16 protein-coding genes and 2 pseudogenes are annotated in these 18,548 nt (G+C 65.6%); 6 read left to right on the top strand and 12 right to left on the bottom strand.

Going from position 1 to position 18,548, the window contains the following annotated elements; all coding sequences use genetic code 11:
* Position 1 precedes the first annotated feature (1 nt).
* The 6 genes from FO044_RS14605 to FO044_RS15275 form a co-directional block, all read right to left on the bottom strand.
* On the bottom strand, positions 2-406 hold the full coding sequence (locus FO044_RS14605) for a hypothetical protein (RefSeq protein ID WP_143965911.1): 405 nt from the start codon (positions 404-406) through the stop codon (positions 2-4).
* 8 nt (positions 407-414) lie between these two features.
* Positions 415-810, bottom strand: coding sequence for a hypothetical protein (locus FO044_RS14600; protein ID WP_132992568.1), 396 nt, complete (start codon positions 808-810; stop codon positions 415-417).
* 133 nt (positions 811-943) lie between these two features.
* On the bottom strand, positions 944-1,726 hold the full coding sequence (locus FO044_RS15280; RefSeq protein WP_412917608.1) for an esterase/lipase family protein: 783 nt from the start codon (positions 1,724-1,726) through the stop codon (positions 944-946).
* A 740-nt stretch (positions 1,727-2,466) separates the two neighbouring features.
* Entirely contained in the window at positions 2,467-4,950 is a 2,484-nt protein-coding gene (locus FO044_RS14590) for an excinuclease ABC subunit UvrA (protein ID WP_132993381.1), read from the bottom strand.
* Between the two features lie 103 nt (positions 4,951-5,053).
* Positions 5,054-6,130, bottom strand: a complete 1,077-nt coding sequence (locus FO044_RS14585; protein WP_132992566.1) for an oxygenase MpaB family protein — start codon at positions 6,128-6,130, stop codon at positions 5,054-5,056.
* Positions 6,131-6,141: 11 nt separating this feature from the next.
* The gene (locus FO044_RS15275; protein WP_132992565.1) at positions 6,142-7,995 is read right to left on the bottom strand and encodes an acyl-CoA dehydrogenase family protein; all 1,854 of its coding nucleotides are present in this window, start codon (positions 7,993-7,995) and stop codon (positions 6,142-6,144) included.
* A gap of 104 nt (positions 7,996-8,099) precedes the next feature.
* On the opposite strand from FO044_RS15275, the gene FO044_RS14575 reads away from it, so the two are divergent.
* The 4 genes from FO044_RS14575 (at position 8,100) to FO044_RS14560 (ending at position 12,214) form a co-directional block, all read left to right on the top strand.
* Positions 8,100-8,735, top strand: a complete 636-nt coding sequence (locus FO044_RS14575) for a TetR/AcrR family transcriptional regulator (RefSeq protein ID WP_143965910.1) — start codon at positions 8,100-8,102, stop codon at positions 8,733-8,735.
* Between the two features lie 168 nt (positions 8,736-8,903).
* The gene (locus FO044_RS14570; RefSeq protein WP_132992563.1) at positions 8,904-9,398 is read left to right on the top strand and encodes a MarR family winged helix-turn-helix transcriptional regulator; all 495 of its coding nucleotides are present in this window, start codon (positions 8,904-8,906) and stop codon (positions 9,396-9,398) included.
* Positions 9,395-11,002, top strand: coding sequence for a DHA2 family efflux MFS transporter permease subunit (locus FO044_RS14565; RefSeq protein WP_143965909.1), 1,608 nt, complete (start codon positions 9,395-9,397; stop codon positions 11,000-11,002). The genes FO044_RS14570 and FO044_RS14565 overlap by 4 nt, the downstream gene beginning before the upstream one ends.
* An 87-nt stretch (positions 11,003-11,089) precedes the next feature.
* Positions 11,090-12,214 carry a cation diffusion facilitator family transporter gene (locus FO044_RS14560; RefSeq protein WP_143965908.1) on the top strand — a complete coding sequence of 375 codons (1,125 nt, stop codon included), beginning with the start codon at positions 11,090-11,092 and terminating at the stop codon, positions 12,212-12,214.
* 21 nt (positions 12,215-12,235) lie between these two features.
* Here the strand turns inward: FO044_RS14560 and FO044_RS14555 are convergent, their stop codons facing one another.
* The 4 genes and pseudogenes from FO044_RS14555 to FO044_RS14540 all read right to left on the bottom strand — a co-directional run.
* Positions 12,236-12,781, bottom strand: coding sequence for a YdeI/OmpD-associated family protein (locus FO044_RS14555; RefSeq protein ID WP_143965907.1), 546 nt, complete (start codon positions 12,779-12,781; stop codon positions 12,236-12,238).
* 335 nt (positions 12,782-13,116) lie between these two features.
* Entirely contained in the window at positions 13,117-13,545 is a 429-nt protein-coding gene (gene arr, locus FO044_RS14550) for an NAD(+)--rifampin ADP-ribosyltransferase (protein WP_143965906.1), read from the bottom strand.
* Positions 13,546-13,643: 98 nt separating this feature from the next.
* A complete protein-coding gene (locus FO044_RS14545; RefSeq protein WP_143965905.1) occupies positions 13,644-14,825 on the bottom strand; it encodes an acyl-CoA dehydrogenase family protein in 1,182 nt (393 codons plus the stop codon).
* Positions 14,826-14,865: 40 nt separating this feature from the next.
* A pseudogene (locus FO044_RS14540) lies at positions 14,866-15,048 on the bottom strand (acyl-CoA dehydrogenase family protein); the annotation flags it as partial.
* Between the two features lie 134 nt (positions 15,049-15,182).
* On the opposite strand from FO044_RS14540, the gene FO044_RS14535 reads away from it, so the two are divergent.
* Positions 15,183-15,707: an LppP/LprE family lipoprotein gene (locus FO044_RS14535; protein WP_186290559.1), complete on the top strand. Its 525-nt coding sequence runs from the start codon at positions 15,183-15,185 to the stop codon at positions 15,705-15,707.
* A gap of 6 nt (positions 15,708-15,713) precedes the next feature.
* On the opposite strand, the gene FO044_RS14530 is transcribed toward FO044_RS14535, so the two are convergent.
* Together FO044_RS14530 and FO044_RS14525 are read right to left on the bottom strand one after the other, a co-directional pair.
* A complete protein-coding gene (locus FO044_RS14530) occupies positions 15,714-16,175 on the bottom strand; it encodes a hypothetical protein (RefSeq protein ID WP_143965903.1) in 462 nt (153 codons plus the stop codon).
* Between the two features lie 55 nt (positions 16,176-16,230).
* The gene (locus tag FO044_RS14525) at positions 16,231-16,827 is read right to left on the bottom strand and encodes a TetR/AcrR family transcriptional regulator (protein WP_143965902.1); all 597 of its coding nucleotides are present in this window, start codon (positions 16,825-16,827) and stop codon (positions 16,231-16,233) included.
* Positions 16,828-17,107: 280 nt separating this feature from the next.
* On the opposite strand from FO044_RS14525, the pseudogene FO044_RS15185 reads away from it, so the two are divergent.
* A pseudogene (locus FO044_RS15185) lies at positions 17,108-18,511 on the top strand (MFS transporter); the annotation flags it as partial.
* Between the last annotated feature and the right edge of the window lie 37 nt (positions 18,512-18,548).

Raw genomic sequence — 18,548 nt, 5'->3', positions numbered from 1 at the left:
CCTATTGGTCGGCAGTGTCGCGTTCGTCCCGGCTGGTGGCTGCGATTTGGACGAAGGCTGCTTCGCGGAGACGGCGGGCAGCGGTGCTCGAGGCGATGGCTGCTCGTGATCCGGTGGCCCGGTAGAGCGTAACGGCGGCGTCCATGGTTGTTGCGAGGAGTTGTCCGCGTGCGTGGGTCATCTCGTCGCTAGAGCCCGGTGTGCCGCCGATGTGATCGAGGCGCTGTCGGTGTGAGGTCTGTTGGGTGGCAAATGATTTCGCGGCGTCCGGGGCATGGGCGGTCATGTCGGTTGCGATGCCGTTGAGGAGCCCGAGGGCGAGTGTGGCGTTGGATCGTGCTGCGGCGGTGGGGTCGACATCCGCTACCGACAGCGGCCCGCGGGTTGAGGCGAGGATGCGAGGCACGGGGTGGCTCAGCCGACGGCAGCGAACTGGCGGGCTGCGGTTAGCACGTGTGCAGCATCCTTACCGGCGGGGTCGGCGTTCACGAGAACGCGGGCAGGCGCCTGATCGTCGAGCATGGGGTTCATACCCTGGAACCAGGACTGCGCCACCCGAGCCGAATCCCGTTCGCTGATCAAGATGGCAACACGGTAGGCCAGGACGAGCCGGCCGCGGGCATTACTGTTGCGGATCTGGACGACCCCGTCTGCCCACTGGCTGACCGTTCGGGTGTTCTTCACGCCACCGAGGTAGGCGGTGAGCTTGGCGCCAAGCATCTCGCGGGTAGCAGAGGCCAGTTCAGCGTCACTCATCTTGATGGCCCGGTTATGGGCGTCCAGGTCGGTCTTCCTGACAGCGACGGTCATGGTTCCTCCTTGGGCCGAACGGGCTGGTAGAAGGAATTGTAGCACGCAAACTACCTATGAAACGCACAGTGAAATGCACGACTAAATCCGTATCGGAATGCATCACTGTAAGTGACTGTCCACCGCGAACCGGTCATCGGCGTACAGGCTTGCACTCGACCGAGTCGGGAGCTCTCGCCGCGAGCGCCGCAGAGACCATATCGCCGACAACTGGCGAATGAGGGAGCTCAGAATGCGCTGACTGCTCCCCGGCGCACCGGTCCTGCACGACCAGGTTGTCGACGTACGGTGACCTCGGTAGTTGGGTGCGGGTCACGTCGTGATTGAGTGCATCGGCCCGCGAGGAGATCGTCGTGATCCGGCCCCGGGGGTAGGCGATTGATGCGTTCAGCTTCCGCAGCAGGGGAGACCCCGCCAGCCGATCGCCGGCAACCCGACCGAGCACAGTCGACGCGCCCGGCAAGGGATCAACACCAGCACCTTGTAAACCCCGCACCAGGTCGCTCAGTCCGCGGAGGGTCACACCCCGGAATGCCGATGCTATCGCCACCAAGTCGTGCACCTTCCAGCTCCCGCCGTGCTTGAGGTAGTAGAGGCCAACAACCCCACCCTGCGAATGCCCTACTACGTCCACAGTCGCTGCGCCGGTGGCTGTCCGCACCCGGTCGACGAAGCGGCCGACCTCGCGCGATGACTGGGGGATCGGTGCGGTCGCATACACGCCGGGGATCCGGCCCGCGAGACTGCGCCCGCCGTCGCCCCCGTAGTTCGGCGCGTATACGCACCGTCCCTGCGATCGCAGGTCACCTGCCAGCGTGGACCATGTTTTTGCGCTGTTGGACCAGCTGCCGTGCAGGAGCACCACTGGCCGCGTCCCCGACCGCACAGTGCAATCCCAGTCATTCACCCCCGCCATGGACGCGTGTGCCTCGCTAGGTGTAGCCGCAAATATCAGGCTGGCGACAGCAGCGGCCACGGAAATCGGTCCACGAATTCTCACAACACCATCATCATGCGAGGCCGCCGGGCTGGCCACCCGCCGATTGCCGCGACGGATCTGAGCTGTGGAGCAGCAACCTGAGCTGACCTACGGTTGGTTTCCACTCTTGGTCGCCTACTGAGTCGCTGAGACGAGAGCTCACTGTCGCGAACGGGACTACTCCGCCGTGGGACTGCCGCATGGGTAGGTGGTTGAGATCATCGGCCGCGTCGGGTGGTCGCGCGATGCTCCGTCACAGCGAGAACGGCAGGCATTTCACGGGTACGAGACCATACGCGGGCCAGGCGTCGAGCTGCCGCTGACACCGCTCCATGTCGATTCCGATCAGGCACCACGTCCCGTAGCACCCCGCCGTCGGTGTGGCGGGGGCCGTCGAACTCGCCGACGCTGCCCCGGGTGGCAAGATGCTCAATGCTGTGGCGGCTACCGAAGCCGCGATCCCTACGGCGAATCTGGGACTCATGGCATTCCCTGTCTCATGTTGGGTGCGGGCAGGTGACTCTACGCCGGTTTCTCCTGCCTGGCCATCGCCCCGGGCGCTATCGAGACGTGATGACTCCGGCCGGAGCAGAGCGCTCCCGGCCAGCCGGAGACTCATCGAGAAGATCGGCGCGGCACCCACTACTGGTCTCGTCTGACCACCGAGGGGACGGACATCACGCCCGCCCCACATGCTCGGCCAGGTAGCCGCCTGTGATGCTCTCCTCGTCCCCGGCGACCTCCCCAGGAGGTCCGGTGGCGACGATGCGCCCGCCGGCGGCGCCACCACCCGGCCCCATGTCGATGATGTGATCGGAGTTCGCGATCATGTCGAGGTCGTGCTCGATGACGACAACCGTGCCGCCCTGGTCGACGAGGCGTTGGAGCACGCCGATGAGCACGGCCACATCCAGCGGGTGGAGGCCGACGGTCGGCTCGTCGAATGCGAAGAGCGTCTGAGACTGCCGCCGGTCGAGTTCACGGACGAGTTTGAGCCGCTGCGCCTCGCCGCCGGACAGGGACGGAGTGGCTTCGGCGAGCGTGAGGTAGCCGAGACCGACGTCCCGCAGCGCTTCCAATCGGACGCGCACCTTCTTCAGGTCGCCGACGTGCTCAAGCGCTTCGCTGACCGTCATGGCCAGCAGTTCGGGCAGTGCATGGTCGTCCCGCCCGGTCGCGGAAGGTCGTCGATGCTCGTGCGCGTCGGGCCCGTATCGGTGGCCGTCGCAAGCGGAGCAGGTGATGGTCACGTCGGGAAGGAACTGGACGTCGAGCGTGATCTCACCGGTACCCTCGCAGCGCGGGCACTTCAGCGATCCGGTGTTGTACGAGAAGTCCGAAGCGGTGAGGCCGGCGGCCTTCGCGGAACCGATGCGGGCGTAGGCGCGGCGAAGCTCGTCGAGGATTCCGGAGTAGGTCGCGACGGTGGAGCGCACGTTGATGCCGATCGGGGTGGCGTCTACGACGTTCACCCGCTCGATGCCGTCTGCGTCGAACGAGACGATGTGCTCAGGACGTGCAGCGTCGCCGTCGGCCCGCAGTGCCGGAATCAGACTGTCGAGGATGAGCGTGCTCTTGCCCGACCCGGAGACGCCGGTGACGGTCGTGAACCGTCCGCGCGGAATCTCGACGTCCAGGGCATGCACGGTGTGCAGTGGCGTGGTGCGCAATCGGATCGCGCCCTGGTCGAAGACACGCTCCGGCTCGGTGGGTGTGCGCACGAGGACCTGCTCCCGACCCGAGAGGTACCCGCCGATCAGCGAGTTCGGATCGGCGTCGAGTTGAGCCGCAGTGCCCGTGGCGACGACGGTGCCGCCGTCGCGGCCGGATCCCGGTCCGATCTCGATCAGGTGGTCAGCCCTGCGAAGGACGAGCGGATCGTGGTCGACCATCACCACCGAATTGCCCTCGGCCAGCAGGTCGTCGATCACTCCTTGCAGCCCGGTGATGTTGGAGGGATGCAGGCCGATGGACGGCTCGTCGAGCACGTACAGGACGCCGGTCGTCTCGTTGCGCACCGCGCGGGCCAGCTGCACGCGCTGCCGCTCTCCGGTGGAGAGCGTCGATCCGGCGCGATCCAGTGAGAGGTAGCCGAGACCCAGATCGAGAAGGCGTCGTGACGTACCCAGCAGGGCTTCGATGAGTCGTTCGGCCATCGGCCGCATCTCCTGCGGTGCGGTGGTTGCGACCGTCGCCGCCCATGCGGAGACGTCGTCGAGGGTCATCTCGGTGACCTCGGCGAGATTCAGTTCGCCTATCCGAGGGGCGAGGGCGGCGGGAGACAGGCGGGTGCCGCGGCAGGCGGGACAGGTGCGCTCGGTCAGGAACCGGTCGACGCGTGCGAGCCGCTTCTCGTCCACTGCGCGTTTGAGCTCCTCGGTGACGGTGAGCCTCGCGTTGCGGAACGTGAAGTCCAGGTCGTGGATCCCCTTCTTGGAGGCGAAGGTGATGTGCTTCTTCTCCTCGGGGCCGTCGAGGACGATCTCCTTCTCCCAGTCGCGCAGTTCGCGCCACGGCACGTCGGTTCGGACTCCGAACTCGCGGGCGATCTGCGGTTGCACGTTGAACCCGAACATCTGCCAGGGGATGATGGCGCCGTCGTCGATCGTCATGCCGTCGTCGCGGATGAGCGTCGCGTCGTTCACCTCGCGCACCGTGCCCGTACCGGTGCAAACGGGGCACGCACCTCCGGAGTTGAACGCGAGGTCCTCCGCTCCCGGAGGGTCGAAGACGGTCGCGCAGGTCCGGCAGGTGATCGACTCCTCGGCGGCGACGTTCACCGTCGGCGGGTTCCGGTGGCCGTTCGGGCATACGTGCGAACCGAGTCTGGAGAACACGAGACGGATCACGTTCAGCAGTTCCGTCGAGGTTCCGAAGGTCGAACGGATGCCGGGCACACTGGGCCGTTGGCGCAGCGCGAGCGCCGCGGGAACATGGCGAACCCGATCGACGTCGGCGCGGGGTGCCTGCCCCATGCGACGACGGGTGTATGTCGATAGTGCCTCGATGTACCGTCGCGCGCCCTCTGCGTAGAGCACTCCCATCGCGAGCGACGACTTGCCCGAACCCGATACTCCGGCGATGCCGACGAGCATGCCCAAGGGCACGTCGACGTCGATGTTCTGCAGATTGTGGACGCGGGCACCGCGCACCTCGATCATCTGCACGTCGTGCCGCTGAGTCGTTTCCGTTCGCGCCGCCGCCTCGTCTGTCCGTTCGGGCATGTCCGCGAGCCTATCGACCGGGTCAGACGTAGGTGCTCCTTCAGCCGACGACCGACGACTCCCCGACGCTTCCGAGAAGCCGCTGCGATTCGACGAGGCCGTTCTCGCTCGGAGCCTCGCCCCGACCGAACACCCGCTCGCGCTGCTTCTCGCGCAGTTCGAGGTGAGCCTCGGCGGGGCGGGCGAAACCGAAGCGATCTCGAGCCTCAGCCGGCGTCAGCACTTCCCGATTCACCGGCGGAACGGCGTTCCAGTGCGGCTCGACGATCGGAAGCGTCTTCGGCGCAACGTGTTGGAGGAACCAGCGCTGACCGATGGTGAGACTGCCGAAGGCCGCGAAGAACGCGCGCGTGACGTACGTGATGAGAAGGTCCGTGGCGGGTGACTGGTGAATTCCGGCGAGACGCCGCATATGACGCGGCAGAAGCGCGGTGGTTCCGGTGCGGATGAACCAGTTGGCGGGGCGGCGAGCCAGGCGCAGTGGCCCGTCGACGACGACGGCGTTCGCACCGTTGAGCAAGTGGACCATCATGTGCTGCGCGGCCTCGCTGGCTGCCAGGTGCGGACGCCAACTGTCGAAGTAGGCCCGGACCTCCTCGCGTGAGCGAGGTACCGAGTCGGGGTCGCAGGTCTGCATCTCGGCGGCGATCGCGCAGTCAGCCCAGTACTGACGCACCTCGTCGTCGGTCAGCCGTCCCGGACCGAAGGTCTCGTACGCCTTGAGGACGGAATGCCAGCCGGTGACGAGGATCCACAGTTGGGATTCGGGGTCGTTGGCGTCGTAGTGGCCTCCGCTGACGGGTTCCACCCCGATCGCCTTGGAATGGATCTTGACCAGCACATCCGCCATCTCCAACACGGTGCGGGCGTCCGCGAATGCGACCGCGGCGAAGTATTGGACCGTTCGTGCGTAGCGAGTGGGGAGTCGGTCGTAGTTCGCTCCGGTCGCGTCGACGGAGGCGATCAGGTTGGGGTCGAGTTCCTCGACGGTCACTGCGCGCACGATCCCGTGCAGCGGCGTGGTCGGATAGCCCCACACTCGGCGGGTGACCGAGTCGGGGGCGAAGAATCCGTAATCGGCGTGCGGGGTGACGTCCTTGGACTTGGTATCGGTCATGTCGATGTTCCTCACTGGTTCATCTCGTAGGTTCCGGCCGTGGCGCGGGCTTCGTTCCACACCCGTGCGGTGCGCTCGGCGTTGAAATCGGGACGGCGAATGATGCCGCGTGCGGAATTCACTTGCGAGCTGTTCAGCGCAGACTTGTTCGACAGCGTGAGGGCATGGCCCGCGATGTCGGCGACGAGTACCTCGAAGATGCTGTCGACGAGGTCGTCGCCGGTGCCGGCGATGCCGGCCTGCTGCAAGATCAGATCGCCGTAGGCGACCGTCGTGAAGAGGTCTCCCACCACGAGCAGCAGGTCGAGGTCGCGCATCTGGGCCTTATCGAGCGGCGTCGCGCCGAGGAACGCCTGGAGTGCGTCAACCTGTTCGAGCACGATCTTCACGTTCGGCAGGTAGTCGTGATCGGCGTACACCGCACGCCAATCGTGGAACGCGACCTTTCCCAGCCCCTGCGTCGGCCCCTGCTGGAAGAGGAAGGCGTCGTCGACCGGCTCTCGTCGCCTCGGCGGCACAGCGGGCGACGTCGGAGCGGGGAGCTGCACCAGTGGCGTCGCGGCGCGGATCGCTCCGCGGGAGGCCTTGAACATCGGTCCGAACACCGCATCCGGGATACCCGGTTTGCGGACCGCGAGCAGTGCGAGGCTCGGGTCGGTGGGATTGAAGAGATAGCTCTTCATGAACTTGAGTGCCAGCGCCATGTTGACGTGGACGGTGCCCTCGAGGCGGGGGAGACCCGACATCGCGACCATCCCGACCGGGTAGTACATGTCGTTCTCGAAACCACGGGCGGCGATGCAGTCGGCGATCAGGTCGTAGACCTTGGCGCCCTGCCGGCTGACGGACATCTTCTCGATCGCGTTGAACAGCAGGTAGCGCCGGTCGTCGACCGACCCCGACCGCATGTAGTCGATCGCGCGCTCGGAATACAGCTGCATCGCTGCGAGGCGTACCCAGCTCTCGGTGAACAGGGCTCGCACCTGCGAGAACTCTGTGACGCGGCGGTCGAACAGGACGCGGTTGTCGGCGTGCGTGATGGCTTCGTGCCACGCGTGCTCCACGGCACCGACCGCGCCGAAGCCGATGTTGAACTTGCCTACGTTCACTGTGTTGATCGCGGCGTCGAAGGCCTCGGAACCGAGGTGGATGATGTCGGATTCCGCGACCGGGTAGTCCTCGAGATCGAAGGCCGCGACGTACATCTGGGAGTCGACGACGTTCTTGCGCAACTTGTAGGCGGGATGCCCGCTGTCGGCGACGAAGAAGACGTATCCATCCTGTGCCTTCGGTCCGGTGGGCGCGCCCTCGATCCGACCGAACACCGAGACCAGACCGGCCGCGTTGCCGTTGCCGATGTAGTACTTGCCGCCGTTCGCCAGATATCCGCCCTCGCCGTCGGAGGTCAGCACCATGTCGGACGTGTAGACGTCTGCGCCGTGCTCCTTCTCGGACAACCCGAAGGCGAAGATCGCGCCGTCGTCGAGCAACGCTGCCGTCCGGCGTTTCACGGGTTCGTTCCCGCTCTGCCAGATGGGACCGAGGCCGAGAATCGAAACCTGCCAGACGTACCAGTACGACATGCCGTAGAAGCCGAGGATCTGGCTGTACGTCGCGATGCGCGCTTCGTCCCACCGCTTGTTCGGGTCGCCGTCGGCCTGCGCGGCAGGGGTCAGAAATGTCGCGAAGACCTTCTCCGCCCGCGCGAAGTCGAGGAACTCGTCGTACCAGACCCGGTCGCGGTGCTGCTGCAGCAACCACGCCTTGCCCTTGCCTTCGAAGAAGGCGATCGTCGCGTCGAAGATACGACGGGTCTCCTCGTCGAACTCTTCGAAGTCGGGCGCGTGGGGGTTGAACAACTGCATCGATGACCTTCCGGTTCGGTGGACTCACGGTCACATTAATACATCCGTGTAGGAAAATGCTACATCGACGAATGAATTCACCGATTGGGATAGAGTCGGTGACCATGACCGTCCGGACGCCTCTGAAATCGCGTGGGCGCGCTCCGCATCTGGGTCCGGAGCGACGGCGTCCCCAGATACTCGACACGGCACGCGCGCTAGCCGTGCGCAGCGGGTTCGGATCGGTGACGATCGCCTCGCTCGCTGCAGAGATGGGCGTGACCAGACCGGTGATCTACGCGTGCTTCCCGGATCGGGTGGAGATCCTGAGTTCGCTGCTCGACCGCGAGCAAGCCGGCCTGACAGCGGCAGCTTTGGAGTCGCTGCACTCCTCGGCCGACGCTGAGACGCCTGAGCAGGCCTTCATCGCAGGCTTCACGGCGCTGCTCACATCTGCTGCGGAGAAGCCGGAGTCGTGGCATCTGATCTTTCACGGCGAGCCGGATCCGGCACTGTCGCAACGGCTTCGTGAGGCGCGTGGGGTGCTCACCAGGGAGTCCACGGCGTGGATTCGTCCGGCGATGGTCCGTTGGTGGGACACGAGCGACCTCGACCGCAAGTTGCCGGTGCTCATCGAGCTCTTCATGTCGGCCTGCGAATCAGGTGTCCGCTCCGTGCTGGACGAGGGCGAGGACTGGAACGCGGAGGAGCTCGGTCGATTTCTCGGAAAGTCACTGCATCGCGCGTTCGAGGCCGCATGACGCGGGCGTGTCTCCCCCGTAGCTGAATCTCCGCACGATGATTCCCGGCGAGCCGATGCAGATGATGCGGCGACTTCACATGGGCTGGATCACCGATGCGGTCCCTCGGTGAAAGATCTCGCAACTGTTGCATCAGTGAGATAGTTGCATCAGCGGTAGTATTGTCGCGTGGATTCAACAGCGAAGGCAGACCTCGGTGCCGTGTTCGACGAGTTCGTCGGCGCCGTGCACAAGCGATGCGATTCCGAGGTGCTCGACGCGTTCGTCGACATGGACCTCACTCTCACCCAGGTCCGGGTGGTGTTCACGCTCGCGACGCAGGGAACGGATCTCTCGGTGGGCGACTTGGCGGAATACCTCGGGCTCTCGCTGGCCACGGCAGGGCGGGCCGTCGACCGACTCGTCGCTCTCGACATGGTTGACCGCAGGGAAGACCCGGACGACCGGCGGAGCAAGCGCGTGTCCCTGACGCCCAGGGGCCGCGAACTCGCCGATACCCAGCGCGCCATCATGCGCGACCAGGTGGCGGAGTTCTCCCGGGCGTTGCCGCCCGATGTCGCGAGTGCGCTGCGCGAGGCCATGATCGCGGCGCTCGAATCCATTCCCGAAGACCGACGTGCCGGGACGACCTGTGCGCGCAACCACGTCAGGAGCACCTCATGACATCATCGACGAACCCGGACGCTGCGTCCCCACCGGGAGGAGGTCCAGGGGTTGCGGAATCGCAGTCGAAGGGCTCGACAGCCATCGACGCTCGCCTTCTCAAGGTGGCGGGCGTGGTCGTGCTCGGCGCGATCATGGCGACGCTGGACATGACGATCGTCAACGTCGCGATCCCCACCTTTCAGAGCGCCTTCCAGGCGACGTACGCCGGCGTCGCATGGGCGGTCACTGCGTACACGCTGGCGCTGGCCACCGTCATTCCGCTCACAGGTTGGGCGGCCGACCGTTTCGGCACCAAACGGCTGTACCTCACCGCGCTGGCGTTGTTCGTCGCCGGTTCGATCGCGTGCAGCACGGCATGGTCGCTGGAGGCGTTGATCGGATTCCGCGTACTCCAGGGACTCGGCGGCGGCATGCTCATGCCGCTCAGCATGACGATCCTGACCCGGGCAGCCGGGCCCGAGAGAATCGGGCGGATGATGGCGCTGCTGGGAGTGCCGATGCTCCTCGGCCCCATCTGCGGCCCGATCCTCGGCGGCTGGCTCATCGACTCGGCTTCCTGGCACTGGATCTTCCTGGTGAACGTGCCGGTGGGCGCACTGGCGATCTTGGCCGCGGTCGTCGTTCTCCCGAAGGATGAGACCCACCCGGGCGAGCGGTTCGACTTCCTGGGCATGCTGCTCCTTTCTCCGGGCCTCGCGCTGTTCCTGTTCGGCGTCTCTTCGATACCGGAAGAGGGCACCTTCGAGTCGGCGCGGGTGCTCGGACCCGGCATCGCCGGACTGGTGCTCATGATCCTGTTCGTGCTGCACGCACGGGGGAAGACGAACGCACTGATCGACCTGTCGCTGTTCAAGGACCGGAACCTGACGGTCTCGGTGATCACTCTGGTCCTCTTCGTGATCGCCTTCATGGGCACGATGATGCTGTTGCCCAGCTACTTCATGCAGGTGCGCGGCGAGTCCACACTGATGGCCGGACTTCTGGTGGCGCCGCAGGGGCTCGGTGCGATGATGTCGATGCCGATCGGCGGCAAGCTGATCGACACGATCGGCCCCAAGTTCGTAGTTCTTCCCGGCATCGCACTCATCACCGTGGGATTGGGGCTGTTCACCCAGGTCGGAACCGACACGTCGATCTGGTACACGAGCGGCTCGCTGCTCGTCATGGGCATCGGCATGGGCTTCACGATGATGCCGCTGATGACGTCGGCACTGGCCACTCTGACCGACCACAAGGTGGCGCGCGGTTCCACCCTGATGAACATCGTCCAGCAGACGGGAGCGTCGATCGGCGCCGCAGTCATGTCGGTGGTGCTGACGAACCAGATGCTCGACCACGGTGTGGATTCGACCAAGATGCAGTCGGGCGATCAGTCGGGCGGGCCCATCCCGCCGGAGATGGCAGCCAAGCTTCAGCAGTTGCTCAACGGCGCTGCCGACGCTTTCAGCAACACCTTCGTCGTCAGCGTGGTAATCGTGGCGATCACCCTGGTCCCCGCGGCGTTCCTGTCGCGGAAGAAGGTGGCACCGGTGACGGCGCCCGCCGAGGCCGTCGAACAGCACGACGATCAGCCCGAGAGTCACGGCCAGGTAATGCGCTGAGCTCCGGGGCGTCGCATCGGCGTCAGTCTTGTGAGCAGGGTCGTCACGTCTCCCCGGTGGGAGACGTGACGGCCCTCGTGTGGGACCGTGTGGAACACTGACCACATTGTGATCGGAAAGGCTCTGGTGTCCCGAAACGTCACGCTCGTCGCCGAGCGCGGACTCCCTTACACACTTGCCGAGCGGATAGCGCCCGGAGTCGAGGAGGCGTTGGCGGAGACTTCGATCGGACCCGTCAGCGTGACTGTCGACGACGGTGCGCTGATGCTCGACGACGACGGTGAAGTGCACCTCTCGGATTCGGTGCCCACCACGTCGGATGACGCCGATCTGGTGGTCTTCTTGACCGAACTGCCGCGCTTGTGGCGCGGACGGCCCGTTCCGGCGGAGATCGATTCCCGCCGTTCTGCAGCGATCATCTCGGTGCCCGCATGCGGGACGGTCGGGCTGCGACGGAACACCACTGATCTGACGGTGGCCTGTGTCGCCGGGCTGGCAGCACCGGACACCGCTGATGAGACGTTCCGGTCGGTGGAGTCCGGGCAACGGGAGTGGCACGTCGATGAGGAGCGCGACGGCAAGAGCACGCTGGCCGCCACCAGTCGGTGGGGCTGGGTGCGCGTGGTGGCGGGCATGGTGCGCGTCAACCGGCCCTGGCGCCTGGTGTCGACGCTGAAAGGGCTGATCGCGGCAGCGGCGGCCACCGCCTCCTTCGGCATCTTCTACACGTCGATCTGGCAGATGGCGACGGTGCTGAGCCCGTGGCGCCTCGGGCTGATCACGATGTTCTCCATCGCCGTGATGGGCACGTGGCTCATCGTCGCCAATCGCCTGTGGGAGGCGCGTCGTAAACGCAGTTCAGCAGCTGCATGGTCGCGGATGTACAACGCGGTCACGGTGGTCACGGTCTTCGCCGGGATCGCGACGATGTACATCGGCCTGTACATCCTCACCTTCATCGCCGGACTCGTCGTGATCGACGCGGGATTCATGACCCAGCAGATCCAGAAGCCTGCTTCGCTGACCAGTTTCCTGCTTCTGGCGTGGCTGTCGACCTCGATGGGTGTCGTCGCCGGAGCGCTCGGGTCGAGCAGCGACAGTTACGAGTCGATCCTCCGGGCCACGTTCGGGCAGCGCGAGCGAGAACGGCGTTTGCAGCAGGACCGCACCGACACCGACGACCAGGTCGAGAAGTCGCGGCAGGCGGACTGACGTCCTCGTCTCATCGAACCACTACTCGGTACCCATCAGCACGCCGCTCTTGGCGAGCGCGGGTTCGGTGCACGACGACAGGTCGAAGCAGCAGGGACGGCGTTTTCCGTCGCGCAGCTTCGAGATGGTGACGTCGACCCGACGCTCCCTGGTCTGTGGGTTCTTGGTTGCCTTCACCCAACGCACCCATTCCCAGCGCGCCATCGGAGTGATGGACGACCACACGTCTTCGGTATCGGGAGCATGGTCGAGTGCTGCCTGGAGGTCTTCCGGCACAGCAGGTTCGGGCCACTCCTTGGTCGGAGTGAGCTCTAGCTCGACAGTGCCGCCGGCTTCGACCGCAATCGCTTCGCGAAGGGCATCGTCGATGCGGATCCAGTGACCGCGACGTCCATCCGGCTCGACAACGGTGCTGAAATCGTGACCGTTCGCACTGCCGGTGACGGCGACCTGACCGCGTGAGGGCAGCGACGCGCTGGCCTCGGCGGGCAGTCGAGCGATCGCCTGATCTTCGATGAGCTCGAGGGTCGCCGTGCAACGGACCGGTTCCGGTGTCTTCGCGGACATGTACCTGTCTCCTTGCTCAAAAGGTCGTATGTCGCAATCATAGGCGCGGTCCGAGTGCGAGGTATCCCGAGTCGGCATCGCCCTCCTCGGCGAAGCGTCTGCCCATCGAGATCATGGGCGGAGATTCGCGTTCGGTCGCCACGACTCGTCTCAGTGGTACCGCACAGTGACGACGACCCGCTATAGGGCAATGCCGCTCGTGTGCGGTACCACTCCGACGATGCAGCCGTCGTACGATGCGCCGACAGTGAGCGCATCTAAAGGATCAGTGCGGTGAGAGTGATGTACCCGAACAGCGATTGCGAGTGGGACCTGCACAGTCGGCCGTGGATCGATCAGTCGTAGATGACGTCCAGGCCTTTGCGCTTCAGGTCCGCCAAACCGTCACGCATCGTCTGCAACTGCTCAGGAGGGTGGCCGACCCAATCGGTGATCTCGCCGACGATCCGGACGGACTCCCGGGTTCGATACGAGCGAGTCGGGTTACCGGGGAGCTTTTTGTTCGTCACGTTCGGGTCGTCCTCGACCTGCCCCTCCGGTTCGACGATGTAGATGCGGCCGGGTCCGTCACCTGCGGCGAACTCGGCACCCCACGTCGCTGCGTCGAGCGTCTGCGTCACGTAGACGTGGTTCATCACCCGATCGGGGTCGTAGTTCGAACGATGGCCGGGCACGAGTAGGTCACCGACCTGTAGATCCGCCCGCGTGCCGTGCAGCAGCGCACCGGATTCGTGGACTTCGAAGGGCTTCGGGGCGCGTGCCATGGTGGTTTCCTCTGATCGTCTCGTTCGGGGACGAGACGATTATGTGGTGTCACCGGGGCCTTGCGGCAAGCCCCGGTTCCCCGGATATCCTGAAGGTGTCACCGATATGCGGACTCGCCCGTCACGGCCTGTCCGATGATGAGTTGGTGAACCTCGCTGGTTCCCTCGTAGGTCAGAACCGACTCGAGGTTGTTCGCATGGCGCATGATCGGGAACTCGAGCGTGATGCCCGCGGCACCCAAGACGGTTCGGCACTCACGTGCGATCGCGATCGATTCCCGAACGTTGTTGAGCTTTCCGAGGCTGACCTGCTCATGTTTCAGTGTCCCCGCGTCCTTCATGGCGCCCAGATGGGCGGCGAGCAGAACTCCCTTACCGAGCTCGAGCGTCATGTCCGCGAACTTGGCCTGCGTGAGCTGGAACGCCGACAGCGGCCTGTCGAATATGTCACGGCCGCCTGCGTAGTCGATGGCGGTCTCCAAGCAGTCGCGAGCGGCACCCAGTGCACCGAAGACGATTCCGTACCGTGCCTCGTTGAGGCACGAGAGCGGTCCGCGCAGGCCCTCGGCGTCGGGGAGGATCGCGGAGTCGGGCAGCCGGACGTTGTCGAGGACGAGTTCACTCGTGACCGAAGCCCGCAACGACATCTTCCGCGTGATCGCGGGGGCCGAGAATCCCGGTGTGTCGGTCGGCACGACGAAGCCGCGGACACCGCGGCCCACCCCGGGTTCACCGGTTTGGGCCCAGACCACCGCGACATCGGCGACCGACCCGTTGGTGATCCACATCTTGTTGCCGTTGAGGATCCAGTCGTCGCCGTCGCGTCGCGCCCGGGTGCGCATGCCGGCCGGGTTGGAACCGTAATCGGGCTCGGTCAGACCGAAGCAGCCGAGCGCCTCGCCCGCGGCCATCCGAGGAAGCCATTCCTGCTTCTGATCCTCGCTGCCCCACTTCCAGATCGCGAACATCGCGAGCGAGCCCTGCACGGAGACCAGGGAGCGCAGACCGGAGTCGCCCGCTTCGAGCTCCATGCACGCCAGGCCGTACGCGGATGCCGTCGTTCCGGCACAGCCGTAGCCCTCGAGGTGCATGCCGAGGACGCCCAGCTCACCCAGGTCGCGGGCCAATTCGCGAGCCGGGATGGATCCGTTCTCGTACCAATCGGCGATGTGCGGCTTCACCTCCTTGGTCACGAACTGTCGCACGGTGTCGCGAATGGCGATCTCCTCGTCCGAGAAGAGGTGGTCGACGGCGAAGAGGTCCACTGGACGGGTTGGCATGGCGATGTCCTTACTCGATGGTGTCGGGTGCGGCGGGCGGTCAGGTGAATGCGGAGACGCCGGTCTCCGCACGCCCGATCAGGAGCTTCTGGATCTGCGTCGTCCCCTCGTACAGTGTCATCACACGGGCGTCGCGCATGTCCTTTTGGACGGGGTACTCATCGACGTAGCCGTAGCCGCCGAATGCCTGGATGGCCAGGTTCGCGGCCTTCACCGCGCCGTCGATCCACCGAATGACGATCCGAAACGATGCACCTCACGTCGGCGACGTATCCATTACGGCGACCCCGGCACGGCGAAGCAGCCATCGACGGCGTGGCCGCAACCGAATGGTCGGGCAGTCGAAGGAGCAGGAAAATGTGTCATCGCATCAAGGCGGCCGCCGCCGCAGCACTCGTCGCAGGCACGTTCGGAGCGGGAATCGGGACCGGTCAGGCCGCCGCTGCGCCGGTCTCCGCCAACGGTTCGTCCTCCGCTGCGTGTCCGCAGGTCCCGACAGCGCGCGTGAACGCGGCCGTTCGCACGCTTCCACCGCCGTTCCCGGGCCGGAACATCCCGTGGCGGGTGTCCTCGAAGGGTTCGTCGATGGGTTGCTGGCTCAACTGGGTCCAGGTGTATCCGGAGGGGGCGACGGGTAGTTCGCCGACGCATATCCTGCTGTTCGATCAGAACCGGTACGTGAAGACCGCGACGCACCGGCCGACCGCTTTCACCCGCGTCGTCGGCAGCGCCTGGCCGGGGGAGCTGACGATTGCGTTCCGGTGGCTCATCGGCGACGACCCGACCGCGCATCCGCGCGGTCACGCGAATGTGCGCTACCAACTGCTGCCGTTCATCCCGCCGTTCCCGATCGACCCGATCCCGCCGCAGGTGTTGCGCTAGCGCGTATCAGCCGGTCGCGGCGGCCCGGGCGATCGCCGCGACCTGGCGCCACCGGCGATGCCGGTGGCGGAACAGCAGGCGCACGAGCGGTCTGCTCAGGCGCCCGACGAGACTGTCATCGAGCTCGATCTCGTCGGTGTACCGGCAGGACAGCTCGCCGGTCGGCTCGAATGTGAGCCGGTGGTTCCAGACGCGGATCGGGCCGCCGCGCTCATGCGTGTAGATCTCCAGGTCGTCCAGCCGCACCACTTCGATTCGGTGCGTCCAAGCGGGGATCACCCCGAACCACCGGAGCCGTCCCCGGACTGCGAGCCCGGGACTCAGCCGTGTTCCGGGCGGTGGCATGTCGTCGGTGGCGAGCGTGACGACCGGGGCGAGAACGAACTCCATCACGTCGGGCGTCGCAGCGAGCGTACGAGCGCGACGCGCGGAAAGAGGAATCTCAGAAGTCACGCGCACGAGCGTCATGGGTCAAAGGTACTGCCGTCTGGCGGGAACGAAAGGCGCTCTGCTGGGGCACTCGTCAGGAACCGGGCGCGCCGTCGTCCTCGGCTCGGGGCCGGAGGCCATCGGCGATCAGCATGATCGGATGCTGCGCGTGGCTGCGCGACTGGCTGATGTAAGCGATCCCGGTGAGGGCGCGGAGGATGTCGAGTGAGTGGACGTCCTGGCGGATCGTCCGAGTCTGCCGCCCGGCGTTGAGGAACACCTCGATGGCGTCGCCGAGATTGTTCTTGGTCTCGTTCCGGAACTCCGAGTTGCTCGCTAACAGGTGCCTGATCGCATCGGGAACCGCGCGATTGATGATCAGCAGATCGACGTAACGGGCCATCCAGGTGTGCAGGGCCGCGTGGGGCGTGAGCTCGGCGGCCAGTATGTCGGTGGTGCTGTCGCACAGGGTGATGATCCGGTGCCGGTAGACGGCCTCGATCAGATCCTCGCGAGTGGGAAACCTCCGGTAGAGCGTGCCGATGCCGACCTCCGCCTCTGCTGCGATCGTCGTCAGCGGGGCATCCGGCCCGTCGCGGTCGATGACTTCGGTCGCCGCTGCGAGTATCCGCTCATAGTTCGCCTGAGCGTCGGAGCGCAGTTTCGCTGAGGGTTCGGGCGTCGAGGTCATGAGTGGTGGTGCCTCCGTGTCTGCCTCCGTGTCGGCGTTTCGAACTCCGTGTCGGCGTTTCGAACTCCGTGTCGGCGTTTCGAGTACCACCGTAATACGGACACGCATTTGCGAAGCGGAGGGCTCTCCGCATAAGGTACCGACCGTGTTTCGGACGCCCGACCGTAGCGTCCGTATCCGGAGGGTACTCCGGATGTGGGCGAATCGGGCGATTCCGATCTCCGGTGACAGGCGTCGCCGGAGTGAGACTCAAATGACCGTCGCTTTGTGAGGTGTAGTGATGATTGACGAGAAAGTGGACGGCACCGTCCCGGAGGAGAAGGAGCCGGTGACCGGGGCCGTCGTAGCGGTGCTGGCTTTGGCCGGCATCGTCGTGGCGCTGATGCAGACGCTGGTGATTCCGATCATCCCGCATCTGCCCGAATACCTGGACGCCGATCCCGGCGATACTGCATGGGTAATCACGGCGACGCTGTTGGCCGGCGCCGTCGCCACTCCGGTGATGGGGCGGCTCGGCGATATGTTCGGCAAGCGCCGCATGCTGTTGATCAGCATCGCGGTCATGGTCGTCGGATCGGTGATCGCCGCGCTGAGCTCCACCGTCCTTCCGGTGATCATCGGCAGGACGCTTCAGGGGCTGGCAGCCGGTGTGATCCCCCTCGGGATCAGCGTGATGCGCGATGTTCTTCCGAAGGAGAAGCTCGCCGGTGCTGTTGCGACGATGAGTGCATCTCTCGGTGTCGGTGGTGCGCTCGGTCTCCCGATCGCGGCCGCGCTTGCCGAGTACGCCGATTGGCACATCCTCTTCTGGGTCTCGGCGGTCATGGGCGTGATCAGTGCTATCGCCGTCATCGTCGTGGTCCCGGAGTCGGAGGATCGAGCAGGCGGAGGATTTGATTTCGGCGGCGCGCTGCTGCTGTCCGGCGGTCTCGTCGCGTTGCTGGTCGGTGTCTCCAAGGGCGCCGACTGGGGATGGGGTGAGACGACCACGCTGGTCTGCTTCGCGGTCGCGGCTGTGCTGTTCATCCTGTGGGCGATTCTGGAGCTGCGCCTCGCGCACCCGCTGGTCGACCTCCGTGTCGCTGCCCGGCCCCAGGTGCTTTTCACCAACGTCGCCTCGGTCCTCTTGGGCTTCGCGATGTTCGCGGCGAGCATGGTCTTCCCGCAGATGGTTCAGATGCCGGAGGCTACCGGCTACGGCATGGGCGAATCGATGCTCGTCGCCGGTCTGGTGATGTTGCCGTTCGGCCTCATGCTGCTGGTCGCCGCGCCGTTGTCGTCCCTCCTGACCAACAGATTCGGACCCAAGATCAGTCTGATGTCGGGCGCGGTGGTCGTGGCTGCCGGGTACGTCGTCGGCGTGTTCCTGCTGCACTCGATCTGGCAGCTGATCGTGGTCGGAGTGATCATCGGCTTCGGTGTCGGCCTCGCATACGGGGCGATGCCTGCCTTGATCATGGGCGCCGTACCGGTGTCGCAGACAGGTGCTGCGAACAGCTTCAACACATTGATGCGTTCGCTCGGCACGTCATTCGCCAGCGCCATCGCGGGTGTGATCGTTGCGCAGATGACCATGACCCTGGGGCCGGCGGTGCTACCGAACGAAGAGGCCTTCCAATGGGTCATGGCTATCGCAGCGGGTGCTGCGGCGCTGGCGCTGATCGTCGTTGCGCTCATTCCGCGCCCGAAGCCGGAGGCTGTGGCGGCGAATGAGACCGCCG

This window comes from Gordonia zhaorongruii (genome assembly GCF_007559005.1).
In the GTDB taxonomy this organism is placed as follows: domain Bacteria; phylum Actinomycetota; class Actinomycetes; order Mycobacteriales; family Mycobacteriaceae; genus Gordonia; species Gordonia zhaorongruii.
This window is presented reverse-complemented; position numbering and strand designations above follow the sequence as displayed.

Coding starts and splice junctions, on each gene's coding strand:
- FO044_RS14600 (WP_132992568.1), bottom strand. CDS start 810: ATGACCGTCGCTGTCAGGAAGACCGACCTGGACGCCCATAACCGGGCC.
- FO044_RS15280 (WP_412917608.1), bottom strand. CDS start 1,726: ATGGCGGGGGTGAATGACTGGGATTGCACTGTGCGGTCGGGGACGCGG.
- FO044_RS14590 (WP_132993381.1), bottom strand. CDS start 4,950: ATGATCGAGGTGCGCGGTGCCCGCGTCCACAATCTGCAGAACATCGAC.
- FO044_RS14585 (WP_132992566.1), bottom strand. CDS start 6,130: ATGACCGATACCAAGTCCAAGGACGTCACCCCGCACGCCGATTACGGA.
- FO044_RS15275 (WP_132992565.1), bottom strand. CDS start 7,995: ATGCAGTTGTTCAACCCCCACGCGCCCGACTTCGAAGAGTTCGACGAG.
- FO044_RS14575 (WP_143965910.1), top strand. CDS start 8,100: ATGACCGTCCGGACGCCTCTGAAATCGCGTGGGCGCGCTCCGCATCTG.
- FO044_RS14565 (WP_143965909.1), top strand. CDS start 9,395: ATGACATCATCGACGAACCCGGACGCTGCGTCCCCACCGGGAGGAGGT.
- FO044_RS14555 (WP_143965907.1), bottom strand. CDS start 12,781: ATGTCCGCGAAGACACCGGAACCGGTCCGTTGCACGGCGACCCTCGAG.
- arr (WP_143965906.1), bottom strand. CDS start 13,545: ATGGCACGCGCCCCGAAGCCCTTCGAAGTCCACGAATCCGGTGCGCTG.
- FO044_RS14545 (WP_143965905.1), bottom strand. CDS start 14,825: ATGCCAACCCGTCCAGTGGACCTCTTCGCCGTCGACCACCTCTTCTCG.
- FO044_RS14535 (WP_186290559.1), top strand. CDS start 15,183: ATGTGTCATCGCATCAAGGCGGCCGCCGCCGCAGCACTCGTCGCAGGC.
- FO044_RS14530 (WP_143965903.1), bottom strand. CDS start 16,175: ATGACGCTCGTGCGCGTGACTTCTGAGATTCCTCTTTCCGCGCGTCGC.
- FO044_RS14525 (WP_143965902.1), bottom strand. CDS start 16,827: ATGACCTCGACGCCCGAACCCTCAGCGAAACTGCGCTCCGACGCTCAG.